This is a genomic window from Psychrobacter sp. CLB018, assembly GCF_041222815.1.
Lineage (GTDB): Bacteria > Pseudomonadota > Gammaproteobacteria > Pseudomonadales > Moraxellaceae > Psychrobacter > Psychrobacter faecalis.
Window position 1 is genome coordinate 2209624 of sequence record NZ_CP166085.1, and the last position, 15454, is coordinate 2225077.

Annotated in this window: 10 protein-coding genes; 8 read left to right on the forward strand and 2 right to left on the reverse strand. The window is 45.2% G+C overall.

The genetic code is table 11. From position 1 onward, the window contains the following. The first annotated feature begins 26 nt into the window (after nucleotides 1-26). The 6 genes from coq7 to AB8P72_RS09365 all read left to right on the forward strand — a co-directional run bounded on the left by coq7 (nucleotide 27) and on the right by AB8P72_RS09365 (nucleotide 8355). Nucleotides 27-671 carry a 2-polyprenyl-3-methyl-6-methoxy-1,4-benzoquinone monooxygenase gene (coq7, locus tag AB8P72_RS09340; protein WP_068404536.1) on the forward strand — a complete coding sequence of 215 codons (645 nt, stop codon included), beginning with the start codon at nucleotides 27-29 and terminating at the stop codon, nucleotides 669-671. Nucleotides 672-917: 246 nt separating this feature from the next. Beyond that, a complete protein-coding gene (locus AB8P72_RS09345) occupies nucleotides 918-2135 on the forward strand; it encodes a hypothetical protein (RefSeq protein WP_305935469.1) in 1218 nt (405 codons plus the stop codon). Nucleotides 2136-2472: 337 nt separating this feature from the next. Further along, nucleotides 2473-5043, forward strand: a complete 2571-nt coding sequence (locus AB8P72_RS09350) for an esterase/lipase family protein (RefSeq protein WP_369957669.1) — start codon at nucleotides 2473-2475, stop codon at nucleotides 5041-5043. A 513-nt stretch (nucleotides 5044-5556) separates the two neighbouring features. Next, complete coding sequence (locus tag AB8P72_RS09355) at nucleotides 5557-7062, forward strand: cytochrome ubiquinol oxidase subunit I (RefSeq protein WP_068404542.1); 1506 nt, start codon at nucleotides 5557-5559, stop codon at nucleotides 7060-7062. Continuing rightward, a complete protein-coding gene (gene cydB / locus AB8P72_RS09360; protein ID WP_068404544.1) occupies nucleotides 7062-8078 on the forward strand; it encodes a cytochrome d ubiquinol oxidase subunit II in 1017 nt (338 codons plus the stop codon). The genes AB8P72_RS09355 and cydB overlap by 1 nt, the downstream gene beginning before the upstream one ends. A gap of 160 nt (nucleotides 8079-8238) precedes the next feature. Then, nucleotides 8239-8355, forward strand: a complete 117-nt coding sequence (locus AB8P72_RS09365) for a DUF2474 domain-containing protein (protein ID WP_102077207.1) — start codon at nucleotides 8239-8241, stop codon at nucleotides 8353-8355. Between the two features lie 99 nt (nucleotides 8356-8454). Here the strand turns inward: AB8P72_RS09365 and murU are convergent, their stop codons facing one another. Both murU and AB8P72_RS09375 read right to left on the reverse strand, forming a co-directional pair. Then, complete coding sequence (gene murU, locus AB8P72_RS09370) at nucleotides 8455-9183, reverse strand: N-acetylmuramate alpha-1-phosphate uridylyltransferase MurU (RefSeq protein ID WP_068404546.1); 729 nt, start codon at nucleotides 9181-9183, stop codon at nucleotides 8455-8457. A gap of 108 nt (nucleotides 9184-9291) precedes the next feature. Next, nucleotides 9292-10377, reverse strand: a complete 1086-nt coding sequence (locus tag AB8P72_RS09375; protein ID WP_305935468.1) for an aminoglycoside phosphotransferase family protein — start codon at nucleotides 10375-10377, stop codon at nucleotides 9292-9294. A 363-nt stretch (nucleotides 10378-10740) separates the two neighbouring features. Here AB8P72_RS09375 and AB8P72_RS09380 point away from each other — a divergent pair, with 363 nt between their 5' ends. After that, complete coding sequence (locus AB8P72_RS09380; protein ID WP_068404550.1) at nucleotides 10741-13806, forward strand: LPS-assembly protein LptD; 3066 nt, start codon at nucleotides 10741-10743, stop codon at nucleotides 13804-13806. Between the two features lie 187 nt (nucleotides 13807-13993). Then, nucleotides 13994-15403, forward strand: coding sequence for a peptidylprolyl isomerase (locus tag AB8P72_RS09385; RefSeq protein WP_369957670.1), 1410 nt, complete (start codon nucleotides 13994-13996; stop codon nucleotides 15401-15403). Nucleotides 15404-15454 lie beyond the last annotated feature (51 nt).

Genomic DNA, 15454 nt, shown 5'->3' on the forward strand with positions numbered 1-15454 from the left:
ATTCATACAGCCATCAGGAGTGAATCATGGCGCAGCGTTCCTTATCAAAAATTGACCAGCTATTACTTGGCGTAGATAAAGCATTGCGAGCGGTTGTACCGCATTCAAATCCTAGCACTCGCCCGCTGCCTGTTAGCAGTGATGAGATTCCTGAGCTAAGTATCAACGAAGCCCGTCATGTCGCAGGCTTGATGCGTATCAATCATACGGGCGAGGTCTGCGCCCAAGGGCTGTATCACGGGCAAGCGTTTGCCGCAAAAAACGATGACGTCAAGCAAGCCATGCAACAGTCGGCTGAAGAAGAAGTCGATCATTTGGTGTGGTGCGAGGTACGATTAGATGAGCTTGGTAGCCATCCTAGTATTTTTACGCCTTTATGGTACGGCATGTCATTTGGGCTTGGCGCGGTAGCAGGGGCGATTTCTAACGAGTTTAGCTTGGGCTTTGTTGCCGAAACCGAAGCGCAAGTTAGTGAGCATTTGCAAGACCATATCGGTCAATTGCCACCGCAAGATCGACGCTCAAGAGAAATACTGGCGCAAATGGATATTGAAGAATTACATCACCGCGAGTTGGCGCTGGCCAATGGCGGCGCGGCATTGTCGCCACTGGTGCGCCACACGATGCGCTGGATGGCCAATCGCATGAAAGCCACTGCTTATCATTTATAAGCGTTTATCATCTATAATACGCAGGCGCTACTAATCTGCATCCTTTTTTAGTGGCTACAGACGGCATTATTCTGTGCTTTTAACAATCCTACTACTGTTAGCAGTCAGATTAATTTGCTAGGGTATGAAAAATTTGTACGATTTTACGGAATGCCAAAACCTAACGATCAATCAATGGATGAATAGATAACAAGTCAGTAACTACAATAACTGATAAACGACAACGATTAAAAGGTAATTATTTTTATGAAACCCATCAGCCAAACCCCTATTTCTAATAAAGCGCCCCACTCTAGTAAAGCGCCTAGGCTTGCGACCCTAACGGCACTCGCTGCCGCTTGTACCATGCTGCTATCAGCGCCGGCAAATGCAGCTGAAGAAGCGAATACCGCCGCAGCGTCCGCTACGAGCAGCACAGCAGTACCTAGCGCTATCGATTCTAGTAAACGTATCATTCGCCTAGCCAAGCCAAATGCAACGATCAGCACGGCGCAAGCTGACGCTCAAGCCAATGTTGGAGTTGAGACTGGCGCTCAAAATAACGTTCAGCAGAGTACCGCTCAACCAACTAACGTCGCGCAATCAGCTAATAATCAAGCCCCTAATACGCAGCAAAGCAATGTCCAGCAGGCTATTGCCCAACCAAACCGTGCGCCTTTAAACACTGCGCAAAATGCTGCCCAGCCACCAGCCGTACCAACACCAGACACGTCCGAGTTGACCGGTACGACGCGCGTTTATGAGCGTGGTCCTATCACTGCGACGGGGATTGATTTACGCAGTGGTCAGCTGCCAAACATCCCAGCCCCGCAAGTGAGTATTTCAGATATCAGCTTTGTCCCTACCGTGCTCATACCGCAGCAGCAAGGACTTGGCACTGATAAACTGGACGTCAGCTTACTCGATGACTTTATCAAAGAAGTCTCACCAAATGCGCGCCATTATCCACCAAACTTCCCGAACCGTACCCAACGCCACAACGCCCGTGAAAAAATCAAAGTCTTGACTGAATGGATTGAGCCGTATGCTAAAGCGCCAAATGCCTCGTACGATGTCTTAGTTCGTGCCGCCAAACTCAATGGCATGGGACGCAACTTAGATTTAGGCTCAGAATATACGGTACGTGGCGGACAATATATCGATCGCGCCATCAAACTTAAACCAAATAGCGGCGAAGCCAACTTTATCTATGGCATGATGCTCTCAGAAGGTGGCGGCTTTAAAGAAGGTCAAAAATACCTTGATCAAGCCGTCACTCTTGGTTATACCGAAGCTGAGCAGAGTCTTGCGCAATCTGACTTATTAAGTGATCGCCGTGATAAGGCACTAGAGCGTTTACGCCGCTTGGCGCAACAAAACCCTGACAACGCTATTATTCGTCAACAAATCAAGCTCATCGAGGACGGTAAATTCTATATTTGGGATATCCCTGCCCCAGATATTAATATCAAACCAAGCACTTAATTCTTTGTGATGGAAACGTAAAGTGTTAGCTATTTGGTAAAATGATAGCTCACACTGTTTTCTAAAGAGCTGTAAAAAAGCGCGCTACAATTATGATTAATAATGTGAGCGCGCTTTTTTGTGCTTAATTTAGAGATATCTAAGTGGGCTTTGTTAAGCATTGCCTATCCATATTTTCGATAGTATTTCATGCTATATGAATATAAGATAGCTGACTATAAGACAACAACTACAATAGTCGAACAGCTCGACTTACGTTACACTCATGCTGCTATATAAATGTGACATTTATCACTTATTTATGATGCGTTGCTGATACTTATTACTGGAATGACCTATGATATTTGCTGACCCTGCCAACGATATGCCGTCGCTAGAGTATAAGTATAAGCATAAAAACAAGACGCCTTTTGCTCTACTCGCAGTGGTCGCCGCCATGGCAATATTGCCTGCCTGTAGCACCGTCTCCGTCAATAAAGAGCCCTCAGCAAAGACCATCGCCGCCCAGCGCGGCAATATCATCACCGATAACAAACTGAGTAGCGATACCGCCTCAGTCCTATTGTCAGCAGGGCTTAATGAGCAAGCGTGTATGCAGCAGTTTAACCTCTGCCTAACGCAGCTTACCGACAGCATGCTCAATGAACATTATCGCCCAGCTTTGGCAGTATTTGCTGAATTACACTACGCTAAAGCGCGCCAGCTTGGCGAATCTAAAGACTGCCGCAATGCCCTCGCCCGCCCGCCAATTGACCCTTATTATGCCAACGCGCCTTTAAGCGACACTGATGCCAAGGCGCAGCAAAAAAGAACCGATAGCTGCTTGATTGGCTATCAAGAACGTTTATTTGATGCCATTAAAACCAGTTATACCTATTTATTTTATGACAGCTTAGAGCATGATTTTGAAGGTGCGGATAAAGAAACCAGACGCTCACACGCGCAAAGTCGTATTCCAAATGAGATGGATATCCAAACCCAAGACATCTATAACGCTGCCAGTAACGATGTGATTACCCAGCTCTATCAAACGGCTGATGGTGGCGGTAAAATGATGGGTAATACCAAGGTAGAATATTTACCGACGTCCGCAAGTACTGCCACTAGCAGCGAGCAAGCAGTAATTGCCAATCTTACGGCCGTCAAGGGGCAACCAACTGACCAAATTAAAGTCATGAAAATGCACATAGACGACTACAATCTCAATGTCTATTTGCCCAACGAAAATAACTACCTCAAAAATGCCAACCAACAAACCGCTGCCCTAACCGATTTGGTCTCGACCTATGAGCTACGCCTCTCTGGACTAAACTCTATTAGTAAGCGCCCAGGTCTGGGTATCAGCTTGGTAGCTTCATTGGACGACCGCTATACCACTACCATTCGTCAATTATTAATCTCGTCGTTAGCAGATAGGACGGGCAGACTGCATCAAGAAAGCCCTCGTTTAACAGCCAGCGATATAAACGAAAGCTCGAAAGAGCCCTCAAAGGATAGCTTGGACAGTGATGATGCCAGTACGCGTATTTATCCGACCGGTCATTTACTGATGACCGGGCTGATTAAGCCGACGGGCAATAGCGTGCTTGATACCCTGAGCAGCAAACAGCTTGATATTCATTTATACAACCCTTACCGCAGCGAGAGCGCCAATATCTTAGGTGACGATTATCCACTGGCAGCAAACTTTTCAGCAGGTTACGGCTTATGGTTGGCAGAAAACCAGCTCGATGGCGTCGGTTATCTAAACCTGATTACCCGTAAAAAAGAAACCAGTTTACCCAAGCTCTTTATGCTCGAACCTTATGATGCTGATAAGCGCGTCATCATCATGCTGCACGGTTTGGCCTCAAGCCCAGCGACATGGGTCAACTTAACCAACGATATTTTTAATGACGACAAACTGCGCAATAACTATCAAGTTTGGCAGATTTTTTATCCAACCAACTTGCCTATTTTAGAAAATCGCTATCAAATCCAAAAGCTCATCAATACCGCTTATGAGAAAACCGACCCTACGGGGCAAAATATCGCCAGCAAAAACAGCGTCATTATCAGTCATAGTATGGGCGGTATCATTGCGCGTATGATGTTGTCTGACGAAAATTTGCTCGATGATTTGGACCGACTTGACGACCAAAATGCGCTGTCGATGAATGAGAAACGTCAAATACGTGAGGCGATCAAGCAGTCTGCGGGCAAAGAGCAGCTAAAAGAGCGTTTTGAGCTTAAAACTTTGCCACAAGTAGATACGGCGGTATTTTTATCGTCGCCGTTTCGCGGTACCGATTATGCCGACCGCTGGTTCACGCGCGCGCTACGCCGCATCGTGTATCTACCCGTTGGTTTGGTAAAAACGGTGACCGATAACTTAGCAGCCTTGGCCATCCAAGGCGATTTGGCCCAAAACCCGCTCGGCGCGCTATATTTACAAAATGGCGCCAGTCAATTGAGTGACAAATCGTCTTTTATTCAATTAACCAAAGATATCCGTATCAACGACCGTATCACCTATCATTCAATCATCGCCAATAACGATGCTGATATTACCCGAGGTTTGGCAGAAATGCAGCCTGCTGGGGCAAAGCTCGATTTGTCTGAGGAGATAGCAGAAAATGACCATGCAGAGGACGTTATCGATGTCGATGACAGCAATGCGCTGTTAACGGATAGTGATGAGTTACCACGTCAACCCCTGGTCGCCGCCGTGACAGTCGATGGCGAGATTGGGCAAGCACTCACCGAGCAGCTGTCAGATGGTATCGTGCCCTACACCAGCGCTCACCTCGATGGTGCGGCGTCAGAGACAGTCATCAACGGCGGTCATAGCATCCAAGAAAACCCACAAACTATTTTGACCTTACGCCGTATTTTACATCAACAATTACAGCAGCAAGATACAAACTAAATTTCACCTATATAAAAAGCTTTAAATTCTTATTATTAAAATTTGTTTTTTTATATTACTGTTTGGTATCTATTGATAACAATAGTTAAACAATGACTATTATTTCAAAGATTATTGGCTAATATTGTAAGTGGTTTATGAACGCATAGGTGTGTGATAGCACACTTGTGCAACTTGCGTGTGCGTAAGGTGAAGCGCATAATACTAAGACGTTTACTATGAATAAAACGATCGTTTGATGAATATTTAATAGTTTATAAGGATATAAATTATTTACTTTGGCTAAATAGTCAGCCCTAAAATTTTTGAGTCTTACCATACGGTAATGAATAAAACATAAGGGTAATGAACGCTATTTTAGTTAAATTTTTATCTTAATTACATTTGCCGCTAACTAATACTTAGCGATTGCCCGTAATAATAAGCGCCCTGATTGATGGACGGTTACGGACAGTGACTTGCGCGTATCATGGAAGCCAACGCTATTCAGCTAACAGATAAGGGTAACCGTTTATGTTCGCTACATTTATGATTGATCAAATGGATGCGTTGATGCTCGCGCGCATTCAGTTTGCCTTCGTTATTTCCTGGCATATTATCTTCCCCGCTTTTTCTATCGGTCTTGCCAGCTGGTTGACCGTGCTTGAATTTCGCTGGCTGAGAACTGGCGAGCCAATTTATGTTGAAGTATACAAACATTGGGTTAAGATTTTCGCTGTGGTATTTGGACTGGGTGTGGTATCGGGTGTGGTCATGTCCTATCAGTTCGGAACCAACTGGGCCGTGTTTTCCGACAGAGCTGGTAATATCTTAGGGCCATTATTGGCGTTTGAAGTCTTAACGGCGTTTTTCTTAGAAGCCTCCTTTTTAGGAATTATGCTCTTTGGTTGGGGACGGGTGAGCAAACGTATGCATTTTGCCTCCACCGCTATCGTTGCCATTGGTACCATGATTTCAGGATTTTGGATTTTGGCCGCCAACAGCTTTATGCAAACGCCGCAAGGTTTTATGCTGGGCGCTGATGGTCTGTTATACCCCACCAACTGGATTGAAATTATCTTTAATCCTTCGTTCCCTTATCGCTATGCCCATATGATGACGGCAGCCTTTTTAACCACCGCCTTTGTGGTTGGCGGTATTGGCGCTTATTATTTACAGTCCAAAAAGCACGTTGAGCATCGGCAGCATGGTCGAGTCATGCTCGGCATGGCGATGATTATGGCGATATTTGTGGCGCCAGCGCAGGTCCTCATCGGTGATGAGCATGGCTTAAACACTCTTGAGCATCAGCCAGCTAAGGTCGCGGCGATGGAGGGGATTTGGGAAGATGAGAGTGGTGCGGCATTGCGGCTATTTGCGATACCCGACCAAAAAAACCAAACCAATAACTATGAGCTTAGCATTCCTTATGTCTCCGGTTTGATTCTCACCCATTCACTAGATGGCGAAGTTAAAGGTCTTAAAAATTGGGCACCAGAAGATCAGCCGCCCGTTATGATTGTATTTTGGGCATTTCGTATCATGGTTGGTATTGGTATGTTGATGGTGCTCATCGGTTTATTTAGTGTTTATAAGTACTTTAAAAAGCAGCAGTTCGATCCTGAGAGTAAGCTCTTCCACCGTGCGTGGATGATGATGACGCCGCTTGGCTTTATAGCGCTACTTGCCGGCTGGTTTGTGACCGAAACAGGTCGTCAACCTTATACGATATATGGGGTTATTCGTACTGCTGAGAGTATGTCACCTATCGCAGCGCAGCAAGTGGCGACAACCTTGATTGGCTTTATTGTGCTATATGCCTTTGTGTTTGGCGCGGGCAGCTTTTATATTTTGCGCCTCATTGCACAAGGACCCAAACCGTACGAGGATCCGTCGGATGATCATTTCTATGATCACTCTGTCACCGAAGCCCAAGGTCGCACGCTAAGCGGTGATAAGCGCGCTGCTGATAAAACCAAAGGGCCTGAAGAAGGTTTGGATGAACCTGCTGACGACGTCGATGATGGAGGGTTACGCTAATGTTTAACTATGGTGATGTATTAGATTTACCCTTAATCTGGGGTGGCTTGATTGCGCTATCAGTCTTTATCTACGTCTTACTGGATGGTTTTGATTTGGGCTGCGGCATTCTATTTCCGTTTGCAGGCTCTGATAAAAACCGTAGCCGCATGATGAACTCTATCGCGCCTTTTTGGGATGGTAACGAGACTTGGCTGGTACTGGGCGGCGGTGGTTTATTCGCCGCATTCCCTGTCGCTTACGGCATCATTATGAGCGGTCTTTATCTGCCGGTTATCTTTATGCTGTTTGGCTTAATTATGCGCGGCGTGGCGTTTGAGTTCCGTTTTAAAGCCACCGCCCATCGCTACGTTTGGGATGGTTTCTTTTTTATCGGCTCTGTCGTTGCGACGTTTGCCCAAGGTATTATGCTTGGGGCGCTGGTCCAAGGTTTAGAGGCCAGCAATCGTCTGTATACGGGCGGCCCTTTTGATTGGTTCTCACCTTTCTCTATCATGTGCGGTTTTGCGCTATTGATCGGTTATGCGCTACTGGGTTCTACATGGCTGATTATCAAAACCGAACATACGCTGCAAGTCTGGGCACGCAAAGTATCAGGTTGGCTGCTCACCGCCTTAATCGTCGCAATGATTGCGGTGACGATATTCATGTATTTTTCAGATATCGAAGCGCTTGAAGGCTGGTTTAGTTTACCAGGGCTGTTGTATCTAGCGCCGATGCCAATTATCGTCTTGCTCTTATTCTTCTTTATGCGTAAAGATTTAACCACTGAGCGCGAGTATCGTCCATTTTTATTGACCGTTGCATTATTCTTGATGGGTTATATCGGCGTTTGTATGGCGATATTCCCATATATCGTACCGTATCAAATGACGATTTATGAGGCAGCCGCGGCTGATACTTCGCTCTCCTTTATGCTCATCGGCGCCGGTATTATGTTACCTATTATCTTAAGTTACACGGCTTTCGCGTATTATACTTTTAAAGGTAAAACCGACCACGAGCACATGTATTAAATAAGCTGCGGCTATTATCTATCTAGTAAGAATAGTAGCCGCGCTTAGCTTAATCCGCTCATGAATATGTGATGACTGATTATTAGAAAATGGCTTAGATTAGAAAGGTAGTTTTAAGTTAGAAAATAGCATGGAGTTAAAAGGCAGTTTGGAGATAGTGATGAAAAAACTCAGTAAAAAACAATCGCAATGGGCTTGGTTTATAGGCTTATATTTGGCGGGTTTTTTGGTTGTTTTTACCATTGCCCAATTAATAAAATTGGCAATGGGTGTATAAAATCTCTTTTATCAAAACCTAGCGCCATAAAAAAGCAGCGCTGAATAGTAAATATTCAGCGCTGCTTTTTTGTTTTAACTTTAACTGTCGTAAAACCGTTTATGCACCGCGATGATTATCGACACCACTATTTTCTATATAGTCATTAATTTGTGTTAGACGCTCGGGCGTACCGACGTCTATCCAATTGTCTTTAATCACCTCAGCGGTAATTTGGAACTTTAGCATTGCTTGTTTTAGCAGTGGCGCAAGGGCTGCCGGTTGTCCTGTTACCAGCCCATCAACCAGTCTTGGTGAGATGACACTGATGCCAGCAAAGGTATATTTGTCCGCATCGGCAATCGGCTGCTCGCTTGCCAGTCCATTATTGATAGCAAAGTCGCCGCCATTATTATGCTCAGGATTGTCAATCAATAATAAATGTGCTCGCTGGTCAGCGCCTAACTGATAGTCTCGCAACGGCGCAAAATCATAGGTCGTCCAAATATCAGAGTTGACTAAGATAAAAGGCTCATCGCGCAGCTTATGGTTTTGCAGCGCGTTAAAAATCCCACCAGCAGTCTCAAGCGGCTCATCGCCCTCAATCGACCAATGCAGCGTCACGCCATACTCTGCACCATCACCCAGTGTCTGCATCAGTTTGTCTGCAAGCCACGAGGCATTGATAGTGATATCAGTAATGCCAGCAGCTTGTAGCGCCTTGATATGCCAGACAATAAGCGGCTGCCCGCCTACTTCCACCAAAGGCTTTGGCGTCTCGAGTGTGAGCGGACGCAGGCGCGTACCCTTGCCAGCCGCCAAAATCATCGCTTGCGTTATTACCGACATACACGCTCCTTGTTGTTGGCTGTATGATTGCCTATTATTCATTATCGACTGTTTTGAACAAAGTAAAAGCGATGAATACTGTCATCGTTTTTATTTTGCTCATGCTGTTTAAATATACTGTTGTACAAATTTATGTTGATAAGCAGGCAAGATAGACTCTCGCAGCCACTCATTAAAAGGAGTAACCGCTTGCTGCATATCGGAATTGCCGTATTCTGCCAGCCATTCTAGCTCAAAAATCAGGTCACGCATGACTTTTGGAATATCGGCCAAATAGCGGCTTTTGCCATCACGCTCAAACAGGCGGATAAAAATACCCAGCACTTTTAAATGCCGTTGTACGCCCATGACATTGACATCATTTTCAAACTGCGCTGCATTATCAGCCGTTACCAGCCCTGCCTGTTTTTGCAATTGCCAGCAGTCCTGTATCCAGCTTGATACCTGAGTCTCTGGCCATTCTACATAAGCATCGCGTACCAATGATACCAAATCATAGCTATACGCGCCTATCACCGCATCTTGAAAATCAATCACGCCCAAGCGCGTATGATCTGCTTGGTCTTGCATAAGGTTGCGACTGTGATAATCACGATGGACGATGACCTGCGGCTGCACCAAAATCTCAGCGATTAAAGCCGATTTAAGATTTTCCCAAAGCGTTTGCTCAAGCTCTATACCAATATAAGGAATAAACCACTCGCTAAACAAATTCATCTCACGGTTTAGTAGGGCAGTATCATAATCTGGTAATTGATGATCCGTCTTTGCGGTCGCCACTGGCACCACTTGTAAGGCAACCAAAGTGCGCAGCGCTAATTGATAGTAATCATTCACCTGAGCGGCTGGCGCATCGACCAGCAGATGAGCAAATTCTACCGTACCAAAATCTTGCAATATCAAAAAGCCTTTTGCCACGTCTTGAGCGACGAGCGTCGGAACATTGATTGCTGGCGCCATCAGTTTTGCGACATTAATAAACTGCTGCAACGCGTCTTGTTCGTCAGCCGAATCCATGACAATATAGCGCTCAGTTTCGACAGCATCATTATCAAGTAACTGGATACGGTGATATTGGCGCGCGCTGGCATCACCCGGCAGACTATCAAGAATAAATTTTTGGTTGGCAAACACGTCTTGCAACCATTGCTCTAACTGCTGCTGGCGCGTAGCGGTTACGTTAGGTACTGTCATGGTTTTATCCGTCATAAAAAGTATCGCAAATTAAATATCAGTCATAAATAAGTGATATGTAGGGCAAATAGTTGTTAAAATAATGAGCGTGCGCCTAAACAGTGCAGCCGCTTTAAGCAGACAAAATCTACTGGCTATGTAGCCGTAAAAAGGTCTGTATCATCCGCTATCGTATAAATTTTGGTAAATAGTGTAGCTGATTTGGTTTTTTTTGACTATGATTAGTCGTCATTATATGTAAAACGTTCCGATTTTCGAGATTATCGTCTTAATGATAGGTTTATTCGCCTTTAAATAACGTTAAAATATAGCCTGTCATTTAACGATCGCAATCCAATAGGCTCTACAATCATAGGTGTGCCCTTGTTATATTCTCCGCTTTACCAAAGCATCCGTTTGATTTTATTTGGCGCCTTGGGCTTAACCAGCTTGACGGTCAGTGCGGCTCTTAATCCTGTCGATAACAATGTTGATGCACAGACGACTGAGCCACTAATCACTGAAAATAGTAGTGACGCCACCTTGTATACCCTCTCTACTGAAAAGGGCAATCAAACCCAAAGTGGCACTGCTGATGCTAATAATAAAGCGTTAAACAGTCAATTAACAACTGCGCCTGTTTTCAACAATGATGACGTATTTACCAGTGACAACGTAAATATCACGGCAATTAATGACAGCAGTGACAGGATTGATGTTAATAATAATGCCGTCAACAACGCTACTAAAACAAACAATACCACTGCGCCCGTTAATAACAGCAGCACAGCCAAATCCAATAAGCGCAGCATTGATGTCAATGACGAAAGTATTCAAGACAGCCTGATACGTTTAGCAGAATTTTATGAATTAACGCCTGATACAGATCCCGCTACGTTACATAATAATAGCAATGATGACGTAGCAGATAGCAATAACAGCGATATTCAAAACTCTTTTGCCGCGCAAACCATTGAACCTGTAGGCAACGACTTAAAACTGCTACCAAATAGCGTCGATAGCGCCCAGCGCTGTGAAGGTCAATGGGTTTATCCTAAAAAAAATCCTAATTACCAACGTGCGATCAATGAAACGGGCGCACCTAACGGCCAGCCAGCGCCCAACTTAAACGGCATTCCTAATAATCAAGCGCCACTGTTTGCAGAGTCGGATTATGGCTATTACGACAATGTCGACTACGCCGAGCTTTCTGGTAATGTCATCGTTGACCAAGGAACGCAGCATATCGAAGCGGAAAAAATCGTACTCGATTTGAACAACAATGTCGCAGCCGCACAGGGTAAAGTGATGTTTACCGACCAAGCGACTGGACAAAACAAAAACGCTGCTGGCTTGGCCGAAGCTAACCGTTTTCAAAACAGCAACGGACAAAATATCAATGGTCAAAACGCTAAGTCTAGCCTCACTGAAAAAGCCTCCACTGGCGGTCTTATCGGTGTCGCCGACAGCTTAAACTACAATACCGAAACTGGACAATCAACAGCTAAGGACGTGGCTTTTGCTAGCGTAGAGCTGCAAGCACACGGCTATGCCAAGCGCTTAAACCGCCCTAACGAGACGCAGTATGAGCTTGATGAGGTGATGTTTAGCACCTGCCCGCCGACCAACCGTAAATGGCAGTTTGATGCTAAAAGCATCGATTTAGATACCGAAACAGGCCGCGGCGAAGCTTACAACACAACGTTTAAAATTGCTGATGTACCGGTATTTTATTTACCCTATTTTAATTTCCCTATAGACAATAGACGCAGCAGCGGCTTTTTATTACCGAGCGCGAGTGTCGGTAGTGAAAGCGGACTTGAAGTTGACGTACCTTATTATTTTAATTTAGCGCCATACTACGACGCCACCCTTAATACTCGCGTTTATACCAACCGTAACCCCATGCTCTCCGGTGAGTTTCGTTATCTAACTGAGGAGTACGGCGAAGGGATTTTTAACGGCTCTTATTTGCCCAACGATAAAAAATATGACGGCGAAGATCGCAGCAGCTTTTTTTACGATCATTACTGGTCATCTACCAGTATTCCACGCTTAAGTGGCGACGCAAAATATAGCTATGTGTCAGATGCCGATTATCTCAATGACTTCGATACCTTGGGTTTGTCAGACAATACCTTAAACCTACCACGCCGTGCGCGGGTGAATTATTATAACGATTATGTCAATGGTGAATTAAAAGTCGAGACTTTCCAAACGCTCGATGCATTTAACAATAATGGACAGCCATTACAAGATAAAGACAAGCCGTACTCGCGCTTGCCACAGCTTAAACTTGACTATCGTCTACCATGGGCAAAAAGCTTTGATATCACAGGCGTAAGTGACTCGGCTTATTTTAAAAAATCCATCGATGATGGCTCTGAAAATGAAAAAAGTGGCACGCGTTTTTATAATAAATTAAGCGCCGTTTATCCGATGGAAAAATCTTGGGGCTATATCAAACCTAAACTTAGCTTACAGCATTTATATACTTCTTATGATGAAGACAGCTTGGCGGACAATGATTTGAGCAAAGATGACGGCAACCAATCGGTATTTGTGCCTCAAGTCAGTGTCGATGCTGGCCTGCACTTTTCTCAAGCGGGCTCACCCTTTGGCGCCTTTGACGATACTTTAGGCGGTTATCGCTTGCTCAGTCCGCGCTTAAAATATACCTACTCGCCCTATAAAGACCAAAACGATATTCCTAACTTTAATACCCGTATTGCCTCTATCAACTACGAGCAACTGTTTTCGGACAGCTGGTTTTTAGGTCATGACCGCTTGCAAGATTTGCATGCCTTTACACCCGGTATTAATTATCGTTACATCGATGCAACGGGTGTGACACGTTTTGATGGTAGTATCGCAGAGCAGTTTTATATCGATGATGGGCGCGTGACCCTTGAAGACCAAAAACCCGTGCTGACGAATTCTTCCTCAGGATTGGTTTGGGATACCAGTACCCAGCCTTATAATAACGTCTGGGTCGATGTAAGCGGCGCGCTTACTCATAGCTATGATTTAAACTATATCACCACTGAGCTGCGTTATCAGCCATCTGACAACAGTTTATTTAACGTCGGCTTTGTGAAGCGTATGCGCGATGAAAACACCGACCAGTTACCTTTATCGGCGTTTACCGCATCAGCGGTTTTCCCAATTAATAATAACTGGCGCGTATTGGCGCAAGGTCAATACGATTATAATCGTGATAAAATGCTCGACTCGTTAATCGGTGTTGATTATGAGGATTGCTGTTTTGGTTTTGCAGTTTATGGTCGTCGTTACTATAATGATTTGAATATCAAAGACAAACCAACACAAGCGATTATGGCAGAAATCAGACTCAACGGTCTTGGTAGCGGTAGCAGCCGCTTAACACGCTTACTTTCTGATAAAGTGTTGGGCTTTGAGCCGGTTCAAAGCGCATGGAAAGATGAATAAAACGTCGTCTATATCCTTAGACTCACGTATGATTGATGGTTTATGTATCAAGTAACTTTTGTGCTATAACAGCATATAGCAGTGTTTACACCCTATTATAAACAGCCTTAGCCGCTACTTAAATGAAGAGTAACGGCTAAGGCTTAACCGATTACCATCCGATGCAATGACATTGATGAGGAGCATCATGAGATTTTTTTCTTTACGTCAGACAAGCCGAGTTGTATTGCTTTCTATGGGTATGACGGGCGCTATTGCTCTGAGCCTAAGTGCGCAAGCAGCCACCGTTAAGCCTGCAAAAACTTCAGCTGCAAACGTTGATGCTGGCACTCAGAAAAATAGCGCCGCACGTTTGACGCCTGCCAATAGTACGGACGGTATCATTGCCTTGGTCAATGAAAACGCTATCTTAAAAAGTGATCTCATCGCTGCCATGGCGCAAACCCAAGCAAGGGCGCAGGCGGCTGGTGAACCGATTGCCACTTCAGCCCAGCTGCAGTCTGAAGTGTTAAACGCCCTCATCATGCGTGAATTACAACTCTCAATGGTCAAACGAGTTGGTCTCAATCCTGATGAAGCTGCCATCAATCAGCGGCTGGCTCAAATCGCCCAAGCAGAAGGACTCAGCAGCCTTGGCGAGTTGCAACAACGTTTGGACGCCGCAAAACCAGGCAGTTATGCTACCCTACGCGCGCAATTGATTGAAGATGCCGCGATTCAAGCCTTGCAGCAGCGCCAAATCGCAAGCCGCGTGCGCATCAGCGAACAAGATATCGATGCCTTTTTGGCCTCTCCTGAAGCCAAGCGTTTGAGTCAAAGCGAATATCAAACCATTCACGTACGTATCCCCTATATGGACGATTACAGCCGTCTGTCGGACGCCCAGCGTGAAGAAGCATTAAAAGTCGCGCAGCGTCTACGCACACGACTGCAAGCGCCAAATGTCGATGTCACAGAAGCCATTGCCGCAAGTCAAGGCAGCTACCCTATTCAGTTGCAAGGCGGCGATATGGGCTTTCATAAAGCGGCTGCACTACCAACCGAGCTTGCTAGCGAAATCACCAAACTTGAAGTTGGCGCCGTCAGTGCGCCGTTAGTAACTCCCGAAGGTATTGATATCATCAAACTGGCTGATAAAAAATCCAGTGATACCATGCTAGTGCCGCAGTGGCATACGCGTCACATTTTAGTCAAAGTCGATGAGCTACAAACCGATGCTTTGGCTGAGCAAAAAATCAATGACCTCTACGAGCAATTACGTAAAGGAGCCGACTTTGCGAGCCTAGCTTCAACTTATTCAGATGATCCCGGTTCAGCAGGACGCGGTGGCGATTTGGATTGGGTTGGTGAAGAGCAAATGATTGGTCCGTTTGAAACAATGATGAAGAATACCGCCGTCGGTGATTACTCTGCACCATTCAAAACGCAATTTGGCTGGCACATTCTAAAAGTTGAAGGCAAACGCGAGCAAGATGTCAGCGATGAATACCGTCGCAATATGGCACGTCAAGCGCTATATCAGCGCCTTGCTCCGCAAGCCAAAGAAGACTGGCTACAAGAACTACAAGCCGGCGCTTATATTCAGATACTCGGCTAATTAGTATTTAATAATATCGAAAAAATTTTATAAAAGAAGGGTAGTATATGC

Excerpts from the sequence above, each read along its gene's own strand:
- coq7 (WP_068404536.1), top strand. The coding sequence starts at position 27 with ATGGCGCAGCGTTCCTTATCAAAAATTGACCAGCTATTACTTGGCGTA.
- AB8P72_RS09345 (WP_305935469.1), top strand. The coding sequence starts at position 918 with ATGAAACCCATCAGCCAAACCCCTATTTCTAATAAAGCGCCCCACTCT.
- AB8P72_RS09350 (WP_369957669.1), top strand. The coding sequence starts at position 2,473 with ATGATATTTGCTGACCCTGCCAACGATATGCCGTCGCTAGAGTATAAG.
- AB8P72_RS09355 (WP_068404542.1), top strand. The coding sequence starts at position 5,557 with ATGTTCGCTACATTTATGATTGATCAAATGGATGCGTTGATGCTCGCG.
- cydB (WP_068404544.1), top strand. The coding sequence starts at position 7,062 with ATGTTTAACTATGGTGATGTATTAGATTTACCCTTAATCTGGGGTGGC.
- AB8P72_RS09365 (WP_102077207.1), top strand. The coding sequence starts at position 8,239 with ATGAAAAAACTCAGTAAAAAACAATCGCAATGGGCTTGGTTTATAGGC.
- murU (WP_068404546.1), bottom strand. The coding sequence starts at position 9,183 with ATGTCGGTAATAACGCAAGCGATGATTTTGGCGGCTGGCAAGGGTACG.
- AB8P72_RS09375 (WP_305935468.1), bottom strand. The coding sequence starts at position 10,377 with ATGACAGTACCTAACGTAACCGCTACGCGCCAGCAGCAGTTAGAGCAA.
- AB8P72_RS09385 (WP_369957670.1), top strand. The coding sequence starts at position 13,994 with ATGAGATTTTTTTCTTTACGTCAGACAAGCCGAGTTGTATTGCTTTCT.